Genomic DNA, 17,793 nt, shown 5'->3' with positions numbered 1-17,793 from the left:
AATACCTAAGTGCAGGTGAATCTTTAAAAAACTCAGGGATGTGGAAACTTTAATGGTGAATAATTCAGCATATACACTTTATTTACGTGAGGATTGGAAGAAGCTAAGCGATTTCACCGCTATCCAATTATCAGAAGAAGAGCTTAGTGATATCCAAAGTATTAACGATAAAATTTCGATTGAGGATGTAAATGAGGTCTATCTTCCTCTATCCCAATTGATACATTTGCAGCTTCAAGCCTCTCATACATTTAAAGATTCTATAAATCACTTTCTTAATAACGATCTTAAAAAAGGTCCATTTATCATAGGCATCGCCGGAAGTGTCGCTGTTGGCAAGAGTACAACCGCTAGACTTCTTCAGAAGCTCCTCTCTCAATTACCTTCTCATCCAAAAGTAGATTTAGTTACGACTGACGGGTTCCTACTTCCCAATGCTGAGCTGGAAAAGCGTGGAATCATGAAGAAAAAGGGATTTCCTGAAAGCTATGACACACGTAGTTTAATTTCATTTTTAACTAAAGTGAAGTCTGGTGTTTCGGGTGTTCAAAGCCCTGTATATTCGCATCTAACTTATGATATCGTGCCAAATGAATGTATTACTATCGAGAACCCGGACATCCTAATTGTTGAAGGATTAAATGTTCTTCAGACTAGTTTGACAATTAATCAAAGTATGCCAAACTATTTTGTATCTGATTTCTTTGATTTTTCAATTTATGTGGATGCTGATGTGAATAATATTGAGAAATGGTATATTGACCGGTTTATTAAGCTTAGAGATACCGCCTTCCAAGATGAGCAATCTTATTTTAAAAAATATGCACAGTTATCACTAGAAGAATCTATCGAGATCTCGAAAAGAATATGGAAAGAAATCAATTTTAAAAATTTGATACACAATATTTTACCTACCAGAAATCGTGCAGATCTTATTCTATTTAAAAATAACAATCATCACATAGATCGCATTAAGCTGCGAAAATAAATAAGTGCTTTCATAAACCAAGCCTCTGATTTGCAGAGCTTGGTTTTTTCATATGCAAAAAAAATTGGGTGAATATCGTAGGTGTAATGCCTTTATCCTCTCGCCAGGGCAAACGTATACTGTGGTACATTCGTACACTAATGTAGAGAGAGGATAAATCAAATGATCGAAATTGCCTTGGCCTTTCAAGATAAGGATGGAAAATATGTAGAGCATGCCGGTGTCGTTTTAGCGTCAGTTTTTCATCATACAAGTTCCCCAATCCATGTTCATATTTTACATGATGCCTCTTTAACCGAAGTTAACAAGCGAAAGCTCACCAGATTAACCACTAAACATCAGCATACGATTAGCTTTTATTCGATTACTTTACCCGAAGATATGCTCCAGGTTCTTGCCAATATTAATTCTATCGATATGTGGACACATGCAAGTATGTACCGATTGCTGCTTCCCGCGTTAATTCCTTCTGACAAAATTATTTATCTGGATTGTGATGTATTGGTAAACATAGACATCGCGGAGCTGTGGCAGGTCGAGCTGAATGAAAAATATTTAGGGGCGATTTGGGATCAGGGCATTATGGATGTTGCACCTATTGTGAGCGCCAAAGGGCTGAATCCCGAGATTTATTTTAATTCTGGAGTGATCGTATTTGCTTTGAATAATATCCGCCAGAATACGAACTGGTACCAAGAGATGCTGAACTTCTTGCGCACTTTCCCTGATGTCACCATGCCTGACCAGGATGTTTTAAATGCGGTTTTTGGAGCGAATTACCTCCCACTCGATATCCGTTTTAATTCATTTAACATGGCCATCCCAAATCATGACTATAATAATAAAATTGTCCATTTTGCCGGGGATGAGAAATGCTGGAATAAAGACTCCTCAGGGTTTGCGCTGTATCGCAAGTTCCTAAATTTAACCCCTTGGAGAGCTTTTAAAGCCAAATTAAAACGAAGAAGACGGAAGGTCAGCTATGTTAAGCGGCGGTTCATGCGAAAAAGTAATAGACGAATCATTTATAAACGTAGAATTAAAATTATTCGCACAAGAATCTCGCCCCTTTCGCTGTTTCAATTGAAATTAATTAGAACGATTAGGAGAAGAAAAGGGACAGTAATCAACACAAGAATTCAATATCAACGACGTATTAAACGTAAAAATACAGCCCCTATTAGATAGGGGCTGCAGGATCTCGAGAAACCCAAGGCCATCCAGTGAATTGGGTTTCTCGTCATTCTGAAAAACGGCATCTCTGCCGTTTTTCTTAAACATGATCGTATAATAGATTCTTTAGTTCACTTTAGTAAAAAACCATTTCTGAGCATCGCTACCATTATCCGTCCACTGCTGAACCGCTGCGCCATCTGCGGTTGAGGCTCCGTTTACATCCATAGCTAATCCACTCACTTTAGAAATTAGTTTGTAGTAGCCACCCCCTACATCTACAATGCTCCACCGCTGAGCGTTGGTACCATTGTCATCCCATTGCTGCAACTGTACGCCGCTGGCGGTTGATGAGTTTGGCACATCCAATACTTTTCCACTATGCACTGCTGTCAGCTTATAGTAGCCGTCTCCCGTACTTTCCACCTTGAATTTCTGATTATTGGCTGTGTAATTGGTCCATTGCTGCATCTTTGCCCCACTTGCTGTGGACACATCCACTACGTCCAGAACCTTGCCACTAGCCTTGTCGGCTAAAGTATAAATCCCACCACTAACGATGTTTGAGGTAGGCGCGGATTGATACACCCGTACATAATCAACCAGCATTTGCGCCGGGAAAGCAGTTGAAGCGTTTGGACTTCCAGGCCAATTCCCACCAACAGCAAGGTTTAGCAGGATAAAGAAGGGTTTTTGGAACTCCTCCGTATTTCCCGTTCCATTCTCGATATAAAAAGCATTAAATTGGTTGCCATCTACAAACCACTTGATATAATTCGCATCCCATTCAACGCTGTACACATGGTATTGAGAGAAATCCAGATTTCCGGATACCTGCCCATACTCGGCATGCCCATTGGCATCCCAGTGTACCGTCCCATTAACAAAAGCATTATTGTTCACACGTTCCATAATGTCTGTTTCACCGGATTTAGGCCAACCTACTGTATCAATATTTGATCCAAGCATCCAAAATGCCGGCCAGAGTCCTTGACCCGAAGGCACCTTAACTCTAGCTTCGATTTTCCCATAGGTAAAACTTTTGAGTCCTTGTGTTTTGATCCGTGCAGAGGTGTAATTCATTCCACCGTAGGATTCTTTTTGCGCTGTAATAACCAGATTTCCACCCGTAACTTGCAGGTTCTGCGAACGACTAGTATAGTACTGAAGTTCATTGTTACCCCAGCCACCGCTCCCTGTGCCGATTTCGGCGGACCAGTTACCAGTATTCAGAGAATTCCCGTCAAATTCATCACTCCATACCAGATTCCAGTTCGAGGCTGCACTTGAATTACCTGTAGGCACTAGAGCAATCATGAGTGTAAACAGCAGAAATAGACTTAGCATTTTTCCTTTTCTCAACATCATCGTCTCCTCCTAATAAATGAAAAAATTATAGGACACAGGAATGCTTAAGACGATATCTGCCCAGGGTCAGCCCAATGGAATCACCTCTTTGATCTTATTGATTTCATTGCACGGCGCGCTCGTACACTTGAAACCGGTTTCGTTTTTGGATAAAACAAAACACTATCCCCAAAACCAGCTATTACAGCCAGAGTCAGGTTAACGCATCACTTCATTTGCAGTGTACGTCTTCTCTATCCGTAATATGCCAAGATTTCAACCTTACTTATGTACTTTAATCCCATAGCCACTTCCTAGTTTACCTCCTGCAATTAAAAAGGCTTTTGCACGCCGTTGCAGTTGGGTGTTCTCTTCGTACTCTTGAGGGGTCATACTTAGTTTACTAAATATTCTTTCTTCTGCTTCCTTGGAACTTTTATCGACTTCATAAATGTTGAACTGGCTTTGAAACTGAATAATGTTCGATTCTGGGTTCAATACCTCACATAGTTCCGGATCAAGCAGCCATGAATGACAAATAAACACTGGAGTTATACCTCTAAAAAAAGCTCTGGCTAACTGAAAGGATTCCTCCACACTTTGAACGGATAAAGGCTCTCCCGCTGGAATGTGCACATTAAGCACGATCTGATTGGTAAAGACTTTACAACCATCCACGACTAAATCCCTGTCCATCGCAAAAGGTTGAAATTGCATTCTTCCCAAACGAAATAAACGAAGCTGAACATGCTCTTGCAGCCAGTTATATTCTTCAATACCATATTCACCGTAATCACGTAGACATTGCATGCACCAGATCTGAATATCTGAGAATGTATCATAATAGATCTCATCCTCAATGTTACGAATACGATACTCTTCATAAGCATCTACTGCGAATCTCACAAATAAATATAATAGTTGCTTTCGATAGCCCTCCGATGCTTTCACAGATTCAAAAAAAGAAAATCTGTCAAAATAAAAATGTTGTTTATAAACTAGATATTCATCCTCTTTCATCTGAAACTCATAAACCTGCTGTCTAGCCGCTGGATCAAGCTTTATCCCTTCACACAATGCTCTGATGTTCACTAGAAAACCTCCTAAAAGACTACGTTAAATCATAGCCTTAAATATACATTCTCACGCGCTGGAATGCTAAATTCATAACTATAGAATCCATATCGTGTTGTGCATAATATAGAATCAAGTGCTTCTGTTGTCAACGGAATCGTTGACCGCACTCCTCATGGCTTTGCAGTAATAGCTCTCCGATGGCGGCTGTGGTACCAAAAGTCCCATCGATTTGGAAGATTGCGCGAAATAATCAATGGTAGTATCCACCATATACGGATGCCCATCAAAAAGATTAGAATTTCAAAAGCGCTTCTGAAGTGAATTGACTCTACGGATTGTAAGAACTCATAAAATAAAACAAAGAAACGGCATTTCTGCCGTTTCTTTGTTTTATGGATGGCCAGGGCTCGGAGCCTGTTTTACTCCAATCCATGTTCCTTACGGATGTTATACATGCCTTGAACAAGCAGCTCGGAAGGATCCCGATTCAATTGCAAGTGCGTTAACAATAAATGCAGTGGGAACGCACAAACGTTATTCCCATCGCTTATCGCTGGAAATCCAGCCTCGAAAACCGGACCTAGTTTTTCATTCCAAGCTAGTCCAACATGTACATCTTCTGGCGCAAATTCTTCAGTTATTTCTTTAATACATTGCGGAACTAATACATTGTCTATGATCGCTTTAGCTTCTTCTTCACTTGAAGGCGGTTTTGGAAGCGTTTTGCCGCCCTCAATCTTCATCAGATCAACAAAGAATGAAGCCATCCATGCTGCAGGATCCTTACCCGATTGGAATCTTGCAATCAATTCACGCAGAAAAAAGCCACAAGAATAGACATGGTCTAACTCAGACTTTACGTGAAAAACAAAAACCGGGCCGTAGGCCTCCATATTCAACACTTGTCCTTCAACGTCTTGAAAGTGCACTCTCAAAGCTACGAGACCGTTATGATGAACAGCCATCACTAGCTTATTCATATCCTCCTCAGACATTTCTGGATCATTGGTTATTTCCTCGTTCTCGTTTAATGTTTCTTCGTTCTCATTTGTTATCTCATTGGTCATTTTAAATTCCCTCCCGCTCCTATCATACCATCTAGTGAATTGAACTGACACTTTAATAATAGACAAATTCCTACCAGTTGAGGAGAAAATAAATAAACGGCATCTCTGCCGTTTATTTATGGGTCAACTCTTACTTAAGTCACATCCATTATTTTCTTCACTACTATACTGGTTAATTGTTTGATATCCCCAGGATCTAACTTGTAAGCAGAAGTAGCTTTCCGTGTCGGTTTAGGATTTGTCGATATTAAGTCAGCGATATACAGATCTATAAATACAACGGGATCAGCCCCAGTTCTTTTCCTGAGTTCGCCTGGTACCTTCGTGTTGGGTCCGTCCGCTCCGCCACTGATTGAAATAAAACCATACTTGTTCGGGTTTGTTTTCAAATGCTTTAAATAGGGTCGGAGTGGTGTGGCCACTTGCCCCATCCAGATCGGCCCGAAAAAGAGGATCAAATCATACTTCACTAATACATTAGGTGATGGCTGTACCAACGGTATCCTGCTGAAAATCATATCCATTGTAATGGAACTCAATGTCCGCGGCTTGGATTCAGAAATCTGAAAATATTCAGATGACAGTTCTTTAGCCACACTGCCAGCTAATGCATCATTGTTGCCTGTGAATGAATACGATATGACTGCAATGTTCATCTTAGCCCTCCTGAAACGAATTATTTCGTCTTTGCTTGCTCCAGTGCATTTTCTAGTGCCTTAAGATGTGCTTTAGAGGTAAGCGTTGCCCCACTAATAACGTCTACCTGAAGGGATTGTGATTCAATCACATGTCTAAACAAATCACCAATGCTTATCCCCCCCTTCATTTTCAGCGGATTTCCATTTTTATCTAAAGCGCCTTTGAATATTTTAATATCTAAAATTTGACCCTCAGATATTGATGCCTGAACCTTGGTATCTCTGGAATGATCCTTTGTGCCGATATATTCTCCCACATAGGTTCCATCACGCAGCTTTTGGAAATCAATGACGTTGATAGTAAGCTTCTGAACTTCACGCCTCCCTGGAGCGCTTAAGAGAATCCCTCCCCATACGATGACTACAATCACGACGAAGATGATCAGTATAACCATCCACATTGAGATCTTCCTTTTACTTCTTACAACAATGTTCATTCGCATGCCCCTCTTCTCAGTTTTTGAATGAATATTATTATATTCATTCACTTTAAGAGATAAAAAAACTGCCTCATTCGTTCTATTTGGGGCAGTCTGTAAGACCCTTCATGATTAGTTCCATCATATGGTCCAGTAGTTGTGGAAAGAACTCCAGTCCTATTTCTTCCTTGTGGGTTTCCACATTGATCATGGCGGCGAAGACCATCATAATCATTTTGCTGTCCATATCGCTTCGCATCTTGCCTTCGGTTTGCCATTGCTGCACAATTTCATGGAAGCTGTCATATAAGAAATCGTTCACCTGAATGCCGGTTTCTTCTCGATAAAGCTGTTCGATTTTCCCAAAAACACTTTTGTTGTACCATTCCTTTAGAATGGGGTTGGATATTATGCCTTCCACATTGAGTGCCATCATCTGCCGAATTACAATCACAGGGCTTTGGGTCATGTCAAGGGATTCCATACAGTTTTTTTTGAGTTTCGCATTTTCTTCAAGAAAGATATCCATAAAAAGCTTTTCCTTAGAAGGATAATAATTGTAAAAAGTTCCTATAGCTATTCCAGCTTTTTTTGTAATGTCCGAGACATTCGTATCCTTAAAACCTTTATTGCTAAATATCTCTTTCCCACAATCATAAATCTTTGTTTTTTTATCTTCCACTTTCCGCATCTCCATGAATGAATAATTATTTTTTCATTCATATCATAATGTCAAAAGTTGGATGTGTCAATGCAAAACTTATTTGTTATCTTTTCGTTCATTGAGCGACAATAAAATAAAAAAACGGCATCTCTGCCGTTTTCCCGATAGTTACAGAAACTTATAGTTTCATGAGATCCTCTTAATCCATCAGGTACAGATCCCCGAAGGCATTAACATCCTTCGAAGAACCTATGCCACTATTGTATTCCAGCCAGCCTCTACGCCCCTCGCCGTCATTATCATTGACCAGCAGCGAAAACTTAAGCTTCATTCCTTGCTTCACCTGCGTAATGTCATGGCTCAGTTCACGCCAGGGTATGGCTAATTCGTAGCTGGTTGTTGAATCTGAACGACTCACCGCATACTTTAGCTCTAGGGCATCATTTATATTGAATCCCATTGGGGTTAGCCAGCGCCACTTGAGTAAATTCCCTGCATTTCCCCGAGCCACACCTAGTTCATGATACTCCGAGGGTACCGTTCCGTCTAAGTTTGCAATACCAATCCCAATCTGAATGCTGTCCCCACTCCAAATGGCATCGCCTGATGCCGACTGTTCATGCTTGTCATCTATAACTTCTACCCCTAGATAAAGGTTATCCTCGTCCCAAGCTAAGGAACCGGTCGCACTGATATCCTGCTTACCTCGCCAATTGATTTTGATATCCTTCACATCAAAGCGAGCCAGATCACTCCAATCTGTTAGGTTACCATCAATTTCAACGGGCTTACTGAGTTTTGGCAACAACAGCGCGTTAAAGGAATCTAACGTCGTCTGCAATAGATTACCTATGTCATTATAAGATTTAAGCGTCCGTTGTCCTCTAGCAAGCTCAGGAATCTCTAACCGCACACTCTTTCCTAATTCCAGATTCTCCACAGTGGCGTTGTAGGTCCCCTGAGTAGAACGTTCTGTATCATAATCGGCTTCCACAGAACCATTGAAATTGTTCGTAGACTGATTAGTAACATCCATATGAGTTTTTATTTCCTTAGCAGCTTCATCATAAAATGTCTCATATTTCACCATCAGCGGGTCGATTACGTTAACATTGACAGCGAAGCTCATTGCCGTTTTAGGATCTTCGCCTCGTGAGACAAACAGTGTATCGTTTCCTCGCACCAAGCCTTCCGGAACCTGTATCCGAAGTCTGTCTTCTTCCTCCTGCTCACGAAGTATCCAGCCCTCAGGCAAATCGATGTTCATCGACTCCTTCGCAGGAATGCGATAGGCCCCAGGCAGCTTAATATCAAAGGCATCGCCGGAAGCAATCGAAATCCCGGAATTCTCTGGCAGCTCTGCAAGATCAGAACTATTCATGACATTCCATAGAAAATGTGTTGTCGTCTCCATAATTTCATCGATGTATTTATCATTCTTGTAGTCATGTCCGACACCTTCCATGGTGAGTAGATTATGATACACCCCCTTCTCTTTCAGCTGTTCGGCCAATTCAACACTTTGCTGGTACGGCACCAGTTTGTCTATCGTTCCATGAATGATGAGGACCGGCGGCAGCTTGCTGTCCGCACTTTTCGTCAGATCACCGCCATAAATATCAACAATAGAAAATACAGATTTAATGATGGAAGGATCCTGTGATACATATTGATTGACAAAGTTTATGGCTAGATGTCCCCCCGCCGAATCACCACCGATAACAATACGGCTTGCATCCATCCCGTAAATCTCTGCGTTATCGTTGATCCATTTAATCACATCGGTTATATCTTCATAAGCGTCATTAAGTGTGCGGCTGAAATTAGTAAATGGATCTTTTTTCAGCCTATAATCAACGGACAATACAGCATATCCTCGCTTCGCCAATCCCGTAGAAAAGTCTGCTGCATCGTTCTTATTCCCTTCTGTATAACCACCACCGTGAATGAAAATAAATACAGGCCTCTTCTCGTTATTATCGCCAGACGGCTCGTACAGATCGAGTTTCAGCGGTTCTAGAGCATCTGTCTCATTCTTCTTGCTCGCATACAAAATATCTCCTTTCACTGTAACCTTATAAGCGGGAGTCAAGTACTGAACCGAAATTTGTCCGTTATTGACAGTAACTTTAGCCGCTGATGTACTACTGTCAGTAGTAATCACGTTAGTCACTTCTTTTCCTTCCCTTTCTAAAGCGTTCTTATTCTCTTGGTTATGCAGTAACAACCAGGAACCTAGAACGATTACTAGGATCGTAAGAACGTAAATAAGCCTACGCTTCATTATGACAACCTCCCAGAATGATTTTGGATTTGAAAAAGTAATATAATTCCAATATCATCATTCTAGAATTCAAGGCATCATTTAACAATTATGTATTCCTTCGTGAATTAGGTTTAATATTACGAACTTTTAGTGAACAAGAAAGCGTATAATTAAGTAGAATCGACTTTGTCATAGAAATAGATAGAGGAGGACATTACAATCATGAAGTTGAGAATGAATTGGGTAACGCTTAGGGTGCGCGATCTGGAGGCTTCCCTTGATTTTTATAACCGGATTCTGGGGCTTCCCATTGACCGCAGATTTGAGAGTAGAGGAAAACAAATTGTTATGTTAGCCACGGTGGATCAGCCCAAAATCGAGCTTATTCAGGGTAGTGATCCGGCACTGAAGCCGGAATGCGGCGTTTCTGTTGGTTTCGAAGTGGAATCGCTCGACGATGCCATAGCGTATTTGAAAAGCCAAGGCATCCCCGTCGCACGTGGACCGATCACACCAAATCCCCATCTGCGATTCTTATATATACTGGACCCGGACGGCTTCGAGGTACAGTTAGCGGAGCATAGCTAGGCTAGCACTCTTCAAGCAAAAAAAAGGAAGTGTCCCAAAAGCCATGAAATGGCTGCGGTGACACTTCCTTTTTTTTGATTATATCTGCTAATTTGTTATAGGTTGAAGGCTACTACTCATTCTGTTATCTTACGAGCTACCAGCGCCAAGTCTTTCAAATCAATCACACCATCTTTATTGATATCGGCACGTTTGGCCTCAGCCCAATCCGGACTGCTGGTATCCTTGCCATAATTAGCAGCGACAATCGCTAAGTCACCGATGGACACTTTGCCATCTTTATTGATGTCACCAGTCATACCAGGCTCCGGCTCCTCTGCAGTTATCTTGAGCTTATGGCCCGACGTAACAGTTTCGCTCTCCTTGCCTTCCGCATCTGCTACGATCACTTTTTCAATCTGAATAGTACTCTCTGTAGCTTCCGCTACTGTTTTAGTACCGAAATCCAAGGATAACAGCTGCAGATTGCCAGTCACAGCATTTCCCGCACCTTCACTCACCACCAGGAGTCGTAGTTTTCCAGGCGTGTGATTAGCAGTTTCAAGCACCTGGATTCCACTACGCAAGGAAGTAGCAGCCTTGAATTCCACTAGCTTAGGATCATAGTTCATGGTTATATCCATCGCATATACAGCATCTGTTACACTTTTTACCCCAAACGCCAGTTGAAAGTCATTACCTCCAGCTACAGTGTCTACCCCAGACAGAACAGAAGTCATCTTACCCGATGGATCAACCTCACCATTCCCGTCTTTTTTAACGGTAATGATCTCGTGGATTTTGGGTTTAGTTGAACCCTCCCACTGAATCTTCACTTCAAACACATTACTATACTTGGAGGTATCAAATGTATTATAAGATGAGGACAGGTTACCTACCTTATGCCATCCACTCGCATCTCGCACGGACACCGCAGCGTTTGAATTATCCGATGGATTTTGCAAAACTATCACTTCTTTTACCTTTGTATCCTTCGACAACTTATAATTTAAGGAACCCGTATTCCCAGTACCCGGCATATAGAAGGTGGATAGCTTTTGATCAACGGACAGAGACGCTTCATTCCCTATAACTCCAGCAGGTTCAGCCTGAATAGCCGGATTGGCAGTTCCCGGTCTTTCAATTCCTTCATTAACCAAAATTTCATTGAGCGCGAGCCATGCATCTTGTGTTTCTGTTGAAATTAATCTTACATATCGGGCTTGCTTGCCACCGTCAACTTGAACTCGCTTATAACGGTAAGGCACCTCGTGCTCTGGGAAATTCAAACTCCGATCGCTCGGATTAGTAAACGTATGGATCGTATCCCATGTCTCTCCGTCTAGCGACAGCTGTAAATCTCCTTTACGGAAGAAATCTCCTTCACCGTCTCCAATCACGACAGCTACATTCTGGACATTCACCACACCGCCCATGTCGATCTGAATATACTTCCCTTTCGATTGAATCGAACCGAACCAAACCTTGTTCTCTAAAGAAGCATTGTACACGTTGTTGATAGAACCTTCATAAATGCTTCCGTAATTATGAGTAATCATTGGTGGAGAGAATTTGTTCAGCTTGATCATGAGCCTTGTCAAATCTACAGTGATATTCTCAGTTCCCTTGTTTATGATCCGGAAATAGGTAGCACTAGCAAACGCCCCATTCCCCTCATTAATCTGTTCCCATTCCACACCGTTCTTTGAGGATTCTAACCGAACTTCTCCGTTAGAAGCTTCAAGCGCAACTTGCGTGATCTCTTCAATGGATTTCAAATTAATCCCAACATATTGGGATGGCTTTAATGTGATTCCATTCATATTCGATAATTGCACAGAATTATCTGCTACCATAACAGGAGTATCCTTCAACTCTGTCACATCGGTGTAAATGGCTACCTTATCTTTACCTGCATTTACGGAAAACTCGCGAACTGCCGTCCATAAATCAGGCTTACCTCCAGGTATTCCAGCATGCGTCAATCGATATCGAACCATCCTTGCCTCCACATTGAGCCCGGAAGCAGAAATTTTATACCCAGAACGCTCTTCTCCGATTGCAGTCCATTCTTGACTGTTCACGGAATACTCAAGAATCCCCCTTTGGAATATATCGTGATCCGCATCATTTCTACCTTGTGTGATCGCAATTTCTTCCACTTTAATGGTTTTTCCAAAATCAACACCATACCAGTCTCCATTCTGTTGAAGCGTCTGAATATAGACGTTCGTTGCTAAATCTCCGTCTACCATCAGGTTTAATCCTGAAGGAGAACCATAAGAGCTTACAGCTAGAGGTTTAACATATTCCGGGTTCACCAAAGTATAAATCTGAGCATCCAGTTTATTGATAAGCTGCTCAGCAAAAGGAACCAGCCGCTTTGCTCCTGCCTCGACCGTCACATCTGGAGAATTAAGCTTCTCAATTTTGAATGTTTTGGATAAGCTTAATGCGCTTGTGGCCTTAGCCAGTGCTTCCCATGCCTGATCAACATTCTCTTTCTGGATTGCTATCGCAGAGAGAACTGCCAATTTATCGGCAAGAACGACATTTTGCAAGCTATTTAGCCATGGATCAATTTCTTCTTCCATATTTTCATTCGTGTTATTTACTCTAAACGACGCGATGGCATCCAATACTAGATCAAATTCTTGAATCAATGTATTCCCCGTCGTTTCTATCGGCTGACCACTTGAGTATTCACTTAAGAATTGCGCTAGCTCAGCTTTGATATTTTCCGATTCACCTACTACAAGTCCATGACCGCTAGGCGATGGGTCACTCATATGATAGGCGATCGTATTAAGCTCAGAAGCAACTTCAGGAGCAATATGCTTAAATGAATCGAGCCAGCTCTCCTCTTGATCAAAATCATCTACATTCCAAGTGTAATCCGCAACCGCGAATATACCGATCTTAGATAATTCCGCATGCTTCATAGGATTAGACACTACACCTGAAATATTATGTGTACCTGGAATGAGCACTTCTGCTTTACCGAGCAGCAGTCTTGCATCCTTATAGTCATTCACTGGCCAGTTTAACCACATATAAGGGTCTCTTCCATGTGCATCTTTGGGCCACTGCATATCTGCCGCGTTAACAGAGGCAACAACGCCGTTCCCGGTCCACATTATATCTACATTCTCTGGCACATTTCTCAAGGCTTCAAGATAGGGTCTGCCAGTCGTTCCTGTCCAGCTTTTATTATAATATGGAGGACAATAAATTAATGATTTGACGTCTTTCTTGGACGTTACCCAATTCGCAACATCCGTAATAAGCCTAACATGTTTGTCCTTATCCACTAACGATTGTGATGTGCTGATATCATCCATAAATAGTCCAAATTGACGTACGCCTACACTGTACAATTGTTCAAGCTTCGCAAGTAAGGTTTGGAGTTCAGCATCATAATTGTTCCAATTGATCATATTGAACCCTGGATGAATCGCCCATACAAACTGCGTCTTGGATTCATGACCGACATCCACCAGTTCTTTGATCTTGGCAAGCTCAGCTGCAGGATAAGGTGTTCTCCATTGCGCGTTATGGTACTTATCATCTTTTGGTGCAAAAATATAAGTGTTCATCTTTAGTTCTCCACCAAAACGCATCAAGCTCATTCGATCTTCATGTGACCAAGGTGTGCCGTAAAAGCCTTCGATAAATCCCCGCGAGCGAGTATCAGAGAAATCTTCGATAGTGAGATTACGAACCTGCAGATCAGGAATTTGATCAAAAATCATCTTCAGCGATGCCAGGCCATAATAAGCAGCATCCGTATTTTTACCTAATATCGCAATAACACCTTTATTCTGTTGCTTGGTGCTAACGTTAAGAACATAAGCGTCCAGCTCATTGAAGTGATCCGCCTCATAGGGAATATTCTGAGTGAAGTAGTTGTCTACATAGCCTGATGAATTTCTAGTTCCCAAAAAGATATTTGTTTTCCCTGCTACTACAGCTCCTGACTCAGTGACCTGAAGTGATTTGGAATCCAGTATCCTTTGAAGCAGCTTTCTTGTCGGCTGGTCAATCGAATCTTCAATAACAACGTTTACATTTTGTGTAATGGTTAAGGTTGTCTCTTCTTCGGTTTGTTGCTGCGGTAATGGATAGATTTCATAGGATTCCGTTAATTTTGCATCTTTTTGTGGAAGATCAGAAGCTACATCCGCTGCAGCTGCAAAACTGGAGAACAAGCCGGCCACCATCATAAGTGTAATGAAGATACTGAGAATCTTCTTCGGCATTTCCTTAACCCTCCTATAATTAACCTTTCAACGCACCTGCTGTTAACCCACCCGTAATTTGACGTTGATACAACACATACATCACAATGACGGGAATCATAGAAATGGAAAGACCCGCAAACAATGGCCCCCATTCCGTTCTGTACTGCATTTCCCCTTGCATAATGGCTATTCCGACAGGAATGGTGTATTTCGCTGGATCGTTGATCAATACCGTGGCCATGATGTACTCATTCCACACCGTTAAAGCATTCATAATTCCTACTGTGATTAATCCTGGCTTCGATAATGGCAACATGATCTTGAAGAAAACGCCGTATAGTGAAGATCCATCAATTGTTGCGGCTTCTTCAAGCTCACGGGGAAGTGCCTTGAAAAATCCAACCAGAAAGAAGATACCGAATGGAAGGATGCCAATCGTTCCGACAGAATAAACAAGCGTGAGCCCTACTAAGGAGTTGGACAAATTCATATCTCCGAGAAGAAAGAACAATGGTATCAATCCGAGTGTGGTTGGAATCATCATTGAAGCAACGTATACAAAATAAAACAGGCCTCTAGATTTAAAGGTAAACCGAGCTAATATATATGCTGTTGTAGCAGCCATAATAAGCGATAACAGTGTACTAGCCACGGTTACTATAATGGAGTTCAGGAAGTAATCTCCAAAGTTTGCTCTGCTCCACACATTTGAATAGTTTTCAAAACGAAAAATAGATGGGAAATCCCACGGTTTCCCGAGCATAACCTGCTGATTATCCTTTAAGGATGTCAGGAATGTCCAAAGAACAGGATATAAGACTACCAAGCTCCACAAGATGAGGAAAAATCGAACTGCAATTTTTGATATCAGCAGAAGTGGTTTTTTGGCGGGATTATCGTTCAAAGTATTTTCCTCCTTACATTTCAATGGACTCTCGGTGAAGAATGCGCTGCAAAATTAGAGTAGTGATTAAAGATAACAGTAAGATCAGCACCCCGATGGTTGCCCCGTAGCTTAAATGGAACTGCTTGAAGCCCATCTGATACAAATAATAACCGAGCACTTGTGTCTGATTATCCGGGCCACCATCCGTCATCAGCTTAACGATAATAAAGGAGCCGTTCAGTGTTGTGATTACGATGTGAATGATAGAGGTTTTGAATTGCTCCCAAATCAGAGGTAAAGTAATTCGAGTAAACTGTTGCCATTGCCCCGCACCGTCAATACTGGCTGCTTCATATAGCGAGGAAGGAATACCTAGAATAGAAGCGATAATGAGCAGCATGTAGAATCCGATACCAGCCCATACACTAGGAGGAAGAAGTGACCACATTGCGAGGTTTGAATCACCTAACCAGTTCGTTTCCACTGGTTTTCCTGTAAATAACGAGATGAATGCATTCAGGAATCCAAGACGGGGATTGTATATAAAACTCCACAATACACCGATAACGGCTACGGAAATGATATTCGGAAAGAAAAACACCACTCGGTAAAAACCGTATTCTTTCAATTTCAAACGGGTTAATGAAACTGCGAAAAACGTTGCAAATAACATGATTAAGATGACCTTCCAAAAAATCAAGAAATAATCATTCGAAATGGCTTTTGGTATGATCTCATCCGAGAATAATTGTCTATAATTATCAATACCGATAAAATTCATCGATTCGGAACCACCTGACCAATCGAAGAAGCTTAAGTACAAGCCTCGAAACAGCGGATAAATAGTAAATAGACAAAAGATAGCAAACGTAGGCAGCAAGAAACTCGCAATAAACAAATTACGTTTCCACAATTTATTGTTCTTCATGGGCGTAAGCCATCCTCCCCTTAAATTTGAAAGAACAATCAGAGGCACCTATGTCCTCTGATTGTTTAGAAAGAAGAGTCATGAACTTACTTCCGGATTTTGGCTGCCGCCTTCTCCATACGGTCCATCCATTCTTCTGGTGTAATAGAACCTTGCAGCAATGCAATGGTTGCATCATTCTCAGCCTGCTCAATGTCCGCGGCCAATTTAAATACAGGAGCAACGATCGTGTCACTACCGTTGAAATATTTCATTGCCGTTTTAACAACATCACTTGCGCCTGAAGATTCCAGATCTGCCTTGACGTTCATCAAAGCTCCAGTCAGCTCAGCCCAACGAACTGCGGCTTGTTTCGTAAAGATAAATTCAATAAATGCTTTTGCTGCATCTGGATTTTTAGCCTTCTTTGCAATTGCAATGTTACTAGTGTAAGGAATAGCCACAAATTTACCGCCTGGCTTTTGCATAACGGAAGGAATGAATCCAAATTTGAAGCCTTCTGGAACATCTTTTTTCATTTCATTTTCGAGCCACAAGCCATTAGGAATCATTGCATCTTTATGCTGCAAGAAGAGCATTTGGGAGTCTGTATGACTCATACCGAACGATGCGTTATCGAAATACCCTTTGTCCCTCATATCAACGATCTTTTTCAAGGTATTCGCTACAGCATCATTTTTGAAAGAACCTTCTTTAGCAGCTTCTTGATCCTTTAAGATCTGCGGATTGTCCCCATTCTCAGATACAAAACCTGTATTTAAGAGACCTCCCACGATGTAGTATGGGTATTTACCGGTATGAATGTAAGGATATACGCCATCCGCTTTGATTTTTTCACTTGTGGCGAGGAAGCTATCCCAATCTTTCGGAACATCCCATCCCTTTTCAGTAAACAGGGTTTCATCATAGAAGGTTCCCCATGATCCGAATACGAGTGGAATCGTATAGTTTTTGCCACTGTAGTCTTGTGGAGGTGCGATCAAGTTGCTCGTAAGCGGCTCGCCGTCCACATTGCTCGCATCTTTAATCCAATCTGTAATATCCATCAATTGGTCGTCGAGCACCATTTGCGTTTCGTTCGATCCTGCTCCATCGATGTATACAACATCTGGCGGATTACCTTGGATCCAGCGGGGCTTCATTTGCTCGTTGATTTGTGAACCTGCGGATTCTTTAATGTTGACATCTGGGTACTTCTTCTTGAATTCACCAATGACTTCTTTCCACCAACCGTCTCCATAACCACCGACAAAGTATTGGATTTCGAGGTCTCCCGCTACTTTCGGCTCTTCAGGCTTGGGCTCGTCTGTCTTCGCTGGCTCAGTCTGCGTCGCAGCTGTTGTTTTCTCGGGAGCTGGAGCTTCAGCCCCATTTGTCCCCCCGCCACATCCTGCCAGAGACAATACAATGGACATCATAACTAGACTTAATGCCGCTTTCTTTTTACCCTTGCTTTTCATTGGCTATCCCCC

At 41.7% G+C, this 17,793-nt stretch carries 14 protein-coding genes; 3 read left to right on the top strand and 11 right to left on the bottom strand.

Going from position 1 to position 17,793, the window contains the following annotated elements:
- The first annotated feature begins 52 nt into the window (after nucleotides 1-52).
- Entirely contained in the window at nucleotides 53-988 is a 936-nt protein-coding gene (gene coaA / locus NST34_RS09275; RefSeq protein ID WP_076283280.1) for a type I pantothenate kinase, read from the top strand.
- Between the two features lie 162 nt (nucleotides 989-1,150).
- Entirely contained in the window at nucleotides 1,151-2,176 is a 1,026-nt protein-coding gene (locus tag NST34_RS09270) for a glycosyltransferase family 8 protein (RefSeq protein ID WP_341127607.1), read from the top strand.
- A 111-nt stretch (nucleotides 2,177-2,287) separates the two neighbouring features.
- Here NST34_RS09270 and NST34_RS09265 read toward each other — a convergent pair whose 3' ends face one another.
- The 7 genes from NST34_RS09265 to NST34_RS09235 form a co-directional block, all read right to left on the bottom strand.
- Nucleotides 2,288-3,529 carry an RICIN domain-containing protein gene (locus NST34_RS09265; protein WP_371915714.1) on the bottom strand — a complete coding sequence of 414 codons (1,242 nt, stop codon included), beginning with the start codon at nucleotides 3,527-3,529 and terminating at the stop codon, nucleotides 2,288-2,290.
- 261 nt (nucleotides 3,530-3,790) lie between these two features.
- The gene (locus tag NST34_RS09260; protein ID WP_341127606.1) at nucleotides 3,791-4,600 is read right to left on the bottom strand and encodes an acyltransferase domain-containing protein; all 810 of its coding nucleotides are present in this window, start codon (nucleotides 4,598-4,600) and stop codon (nucleotides 3,791-3,793) included.
- 404 nt (nucleotides 4,601-5,004) lie between these two features.
- Entirely contained in the window at nucleotides 5,005-5,652 is a 648-nt protein-coding gene (locus tag NST34_RS09255; RefSeq protein WP_042186601.1) for a hypothetical protein, read from the bottom strand.
- 134 nt (nucleotides 5,653-5,786) lie between these two features.
- Nucleotides 5,787-6,308, bottom strand: coding sequence for a flavodoxin family protein (locus NST34_RS09250; protein WP_076283284.1), 522 nt, complete (start codon nucleotides 6,306-6,308; stop codon nucleotides 5,787-5,789).
- Between the two features lie 20 nt (nucleotides 6,309-6,328).
- Nucleotides 6,329-6,751, bottom strand: coding sequence for an FMN-binding protein (locus NST34_RS09245; protein ID WP_218640832.1), 423 nt, complete (start codon nucleotides 6,749-6,751; stop codon nucleotides 6,329-6,331).
- 118 nt (nucleotides 6,752-6,869) lie between these two features.
- Nucleotides 6,870-7,451 (bottom strand): TetR/AcrR family transcriptional regulator, encoded by a 582-nt coding sequence (locus tag NST34_RS09240; protein ID WP_076283286.1) that lies wholly within the window; start codon nucleotides 7,449-7,451, stop codon nucleotides 6,870-6,872.
- A gap of 181 nt (nucleotides 7,452-7,632) precedes the next feature.
- Nucleotides 7,633-9,717, bottom strand: coding sequence for an alpha/beta hydrolase fold domain-containing protein (locus NST34_RS09235; protein WP_341127605.1), 2,085 nt, complete (start codon nucleotides 9,715-9,717; stop codon nucleotides 7,633-7,635).
- 204 nt (nucleotides 9,718-9,921) lie between these two features.
- Here NST34_RS09235 and NST34_RS09230 point away from each other — a divergent pair, with 204 nt between their 5' ends.
- Nucleotides 9,922-10,287: a VOC family protein gene (locus NST34_RS09230; protein ID WP_341127604.1), complete on the top strand. Its 366-nt coding sequence runs from the start codon at nucleotides 9,922-9,924 to the stop codon at nucleotides 10,285-10,287.
- 116 nt (nucleotides 10,288-10,403) lie between these two features.
- Here NST34_RS09230 and NST34_RS09225 read toward each other — a convergent pair whose 3' ends face one another.
- The 4 genes from NST34_RS09225 to NST34_RS09210 all read right to left on the bottom strand — a co-directional run bounded on the left by NST34_RS09225 (nucleotide 10,404) and on the right by NST34_RS09210 (nucleotide 17,781).
- Nucleotides 10,404-14,525, bottom strand: coding sequence for a beta-N-acetylglucosaminidase domain-containing protein (locus NST34_RS09225; RefSeq protein WP_341127603.1), 4,122 nt, complete (start codon nucleotides 14,523-14,525; stop codon nucleotides 10,404-10,406).
- A gap of 19 nt (nucleotides 14,526-14,544) precedes the next feature.
- On the bottom strand, nucleotides 14,545-15,411 hold the full coding sequence (locus NST34_RS09220) for a carbohydrate ABC transporter permease (protein WP_339246646.1): 867 nt from the start codon (nucleotides 15,409-15,411) through the stop codon (nucleotides 14,545-14,547).
- Between the two features lie 13 nt (nucleotides 15,412-15,424).
- Nucleotides 15,425-16,321, bottom strand: a complete 897-nt coding sequence (locus NST34_RS09215; RefSeq protein WP_042186594.1) for a carbohydrate ABC transporter permease — start codon at nucleotides 16,319-16,321, stop codon at nucleotides 15,425-15,427.
- Nucleotides 16,322-16,407: 86 nt separating this feature from the next.
- Complete coding sequence (locus tag NST34_RS09210; RefSeq protein WP_341127602.1) at nucleotides 16,408-17,781, bottom strand: extracellular solute-binding protein; 1,374 nt, start codon at nucleotides 17,779-17,781, stop codon at nucleotides 16,408-16,410.
- Nucleotides 17,782-17,793: the final 12 nt, after the last annotated feature.

The organism is Paenibacillus sp. FSL H7-0714 (assembly GCF_038003765.1).
GTDB lineage: Bacteria > Bacillota > Bacilli > Paenibacillales > Paenibacillaceae > Paenibacillus_AQ.
Note: the sequence above shows the minus strand (reverse complement) of the source record. Positions and strands in the feature narration are given on the sequence as shown.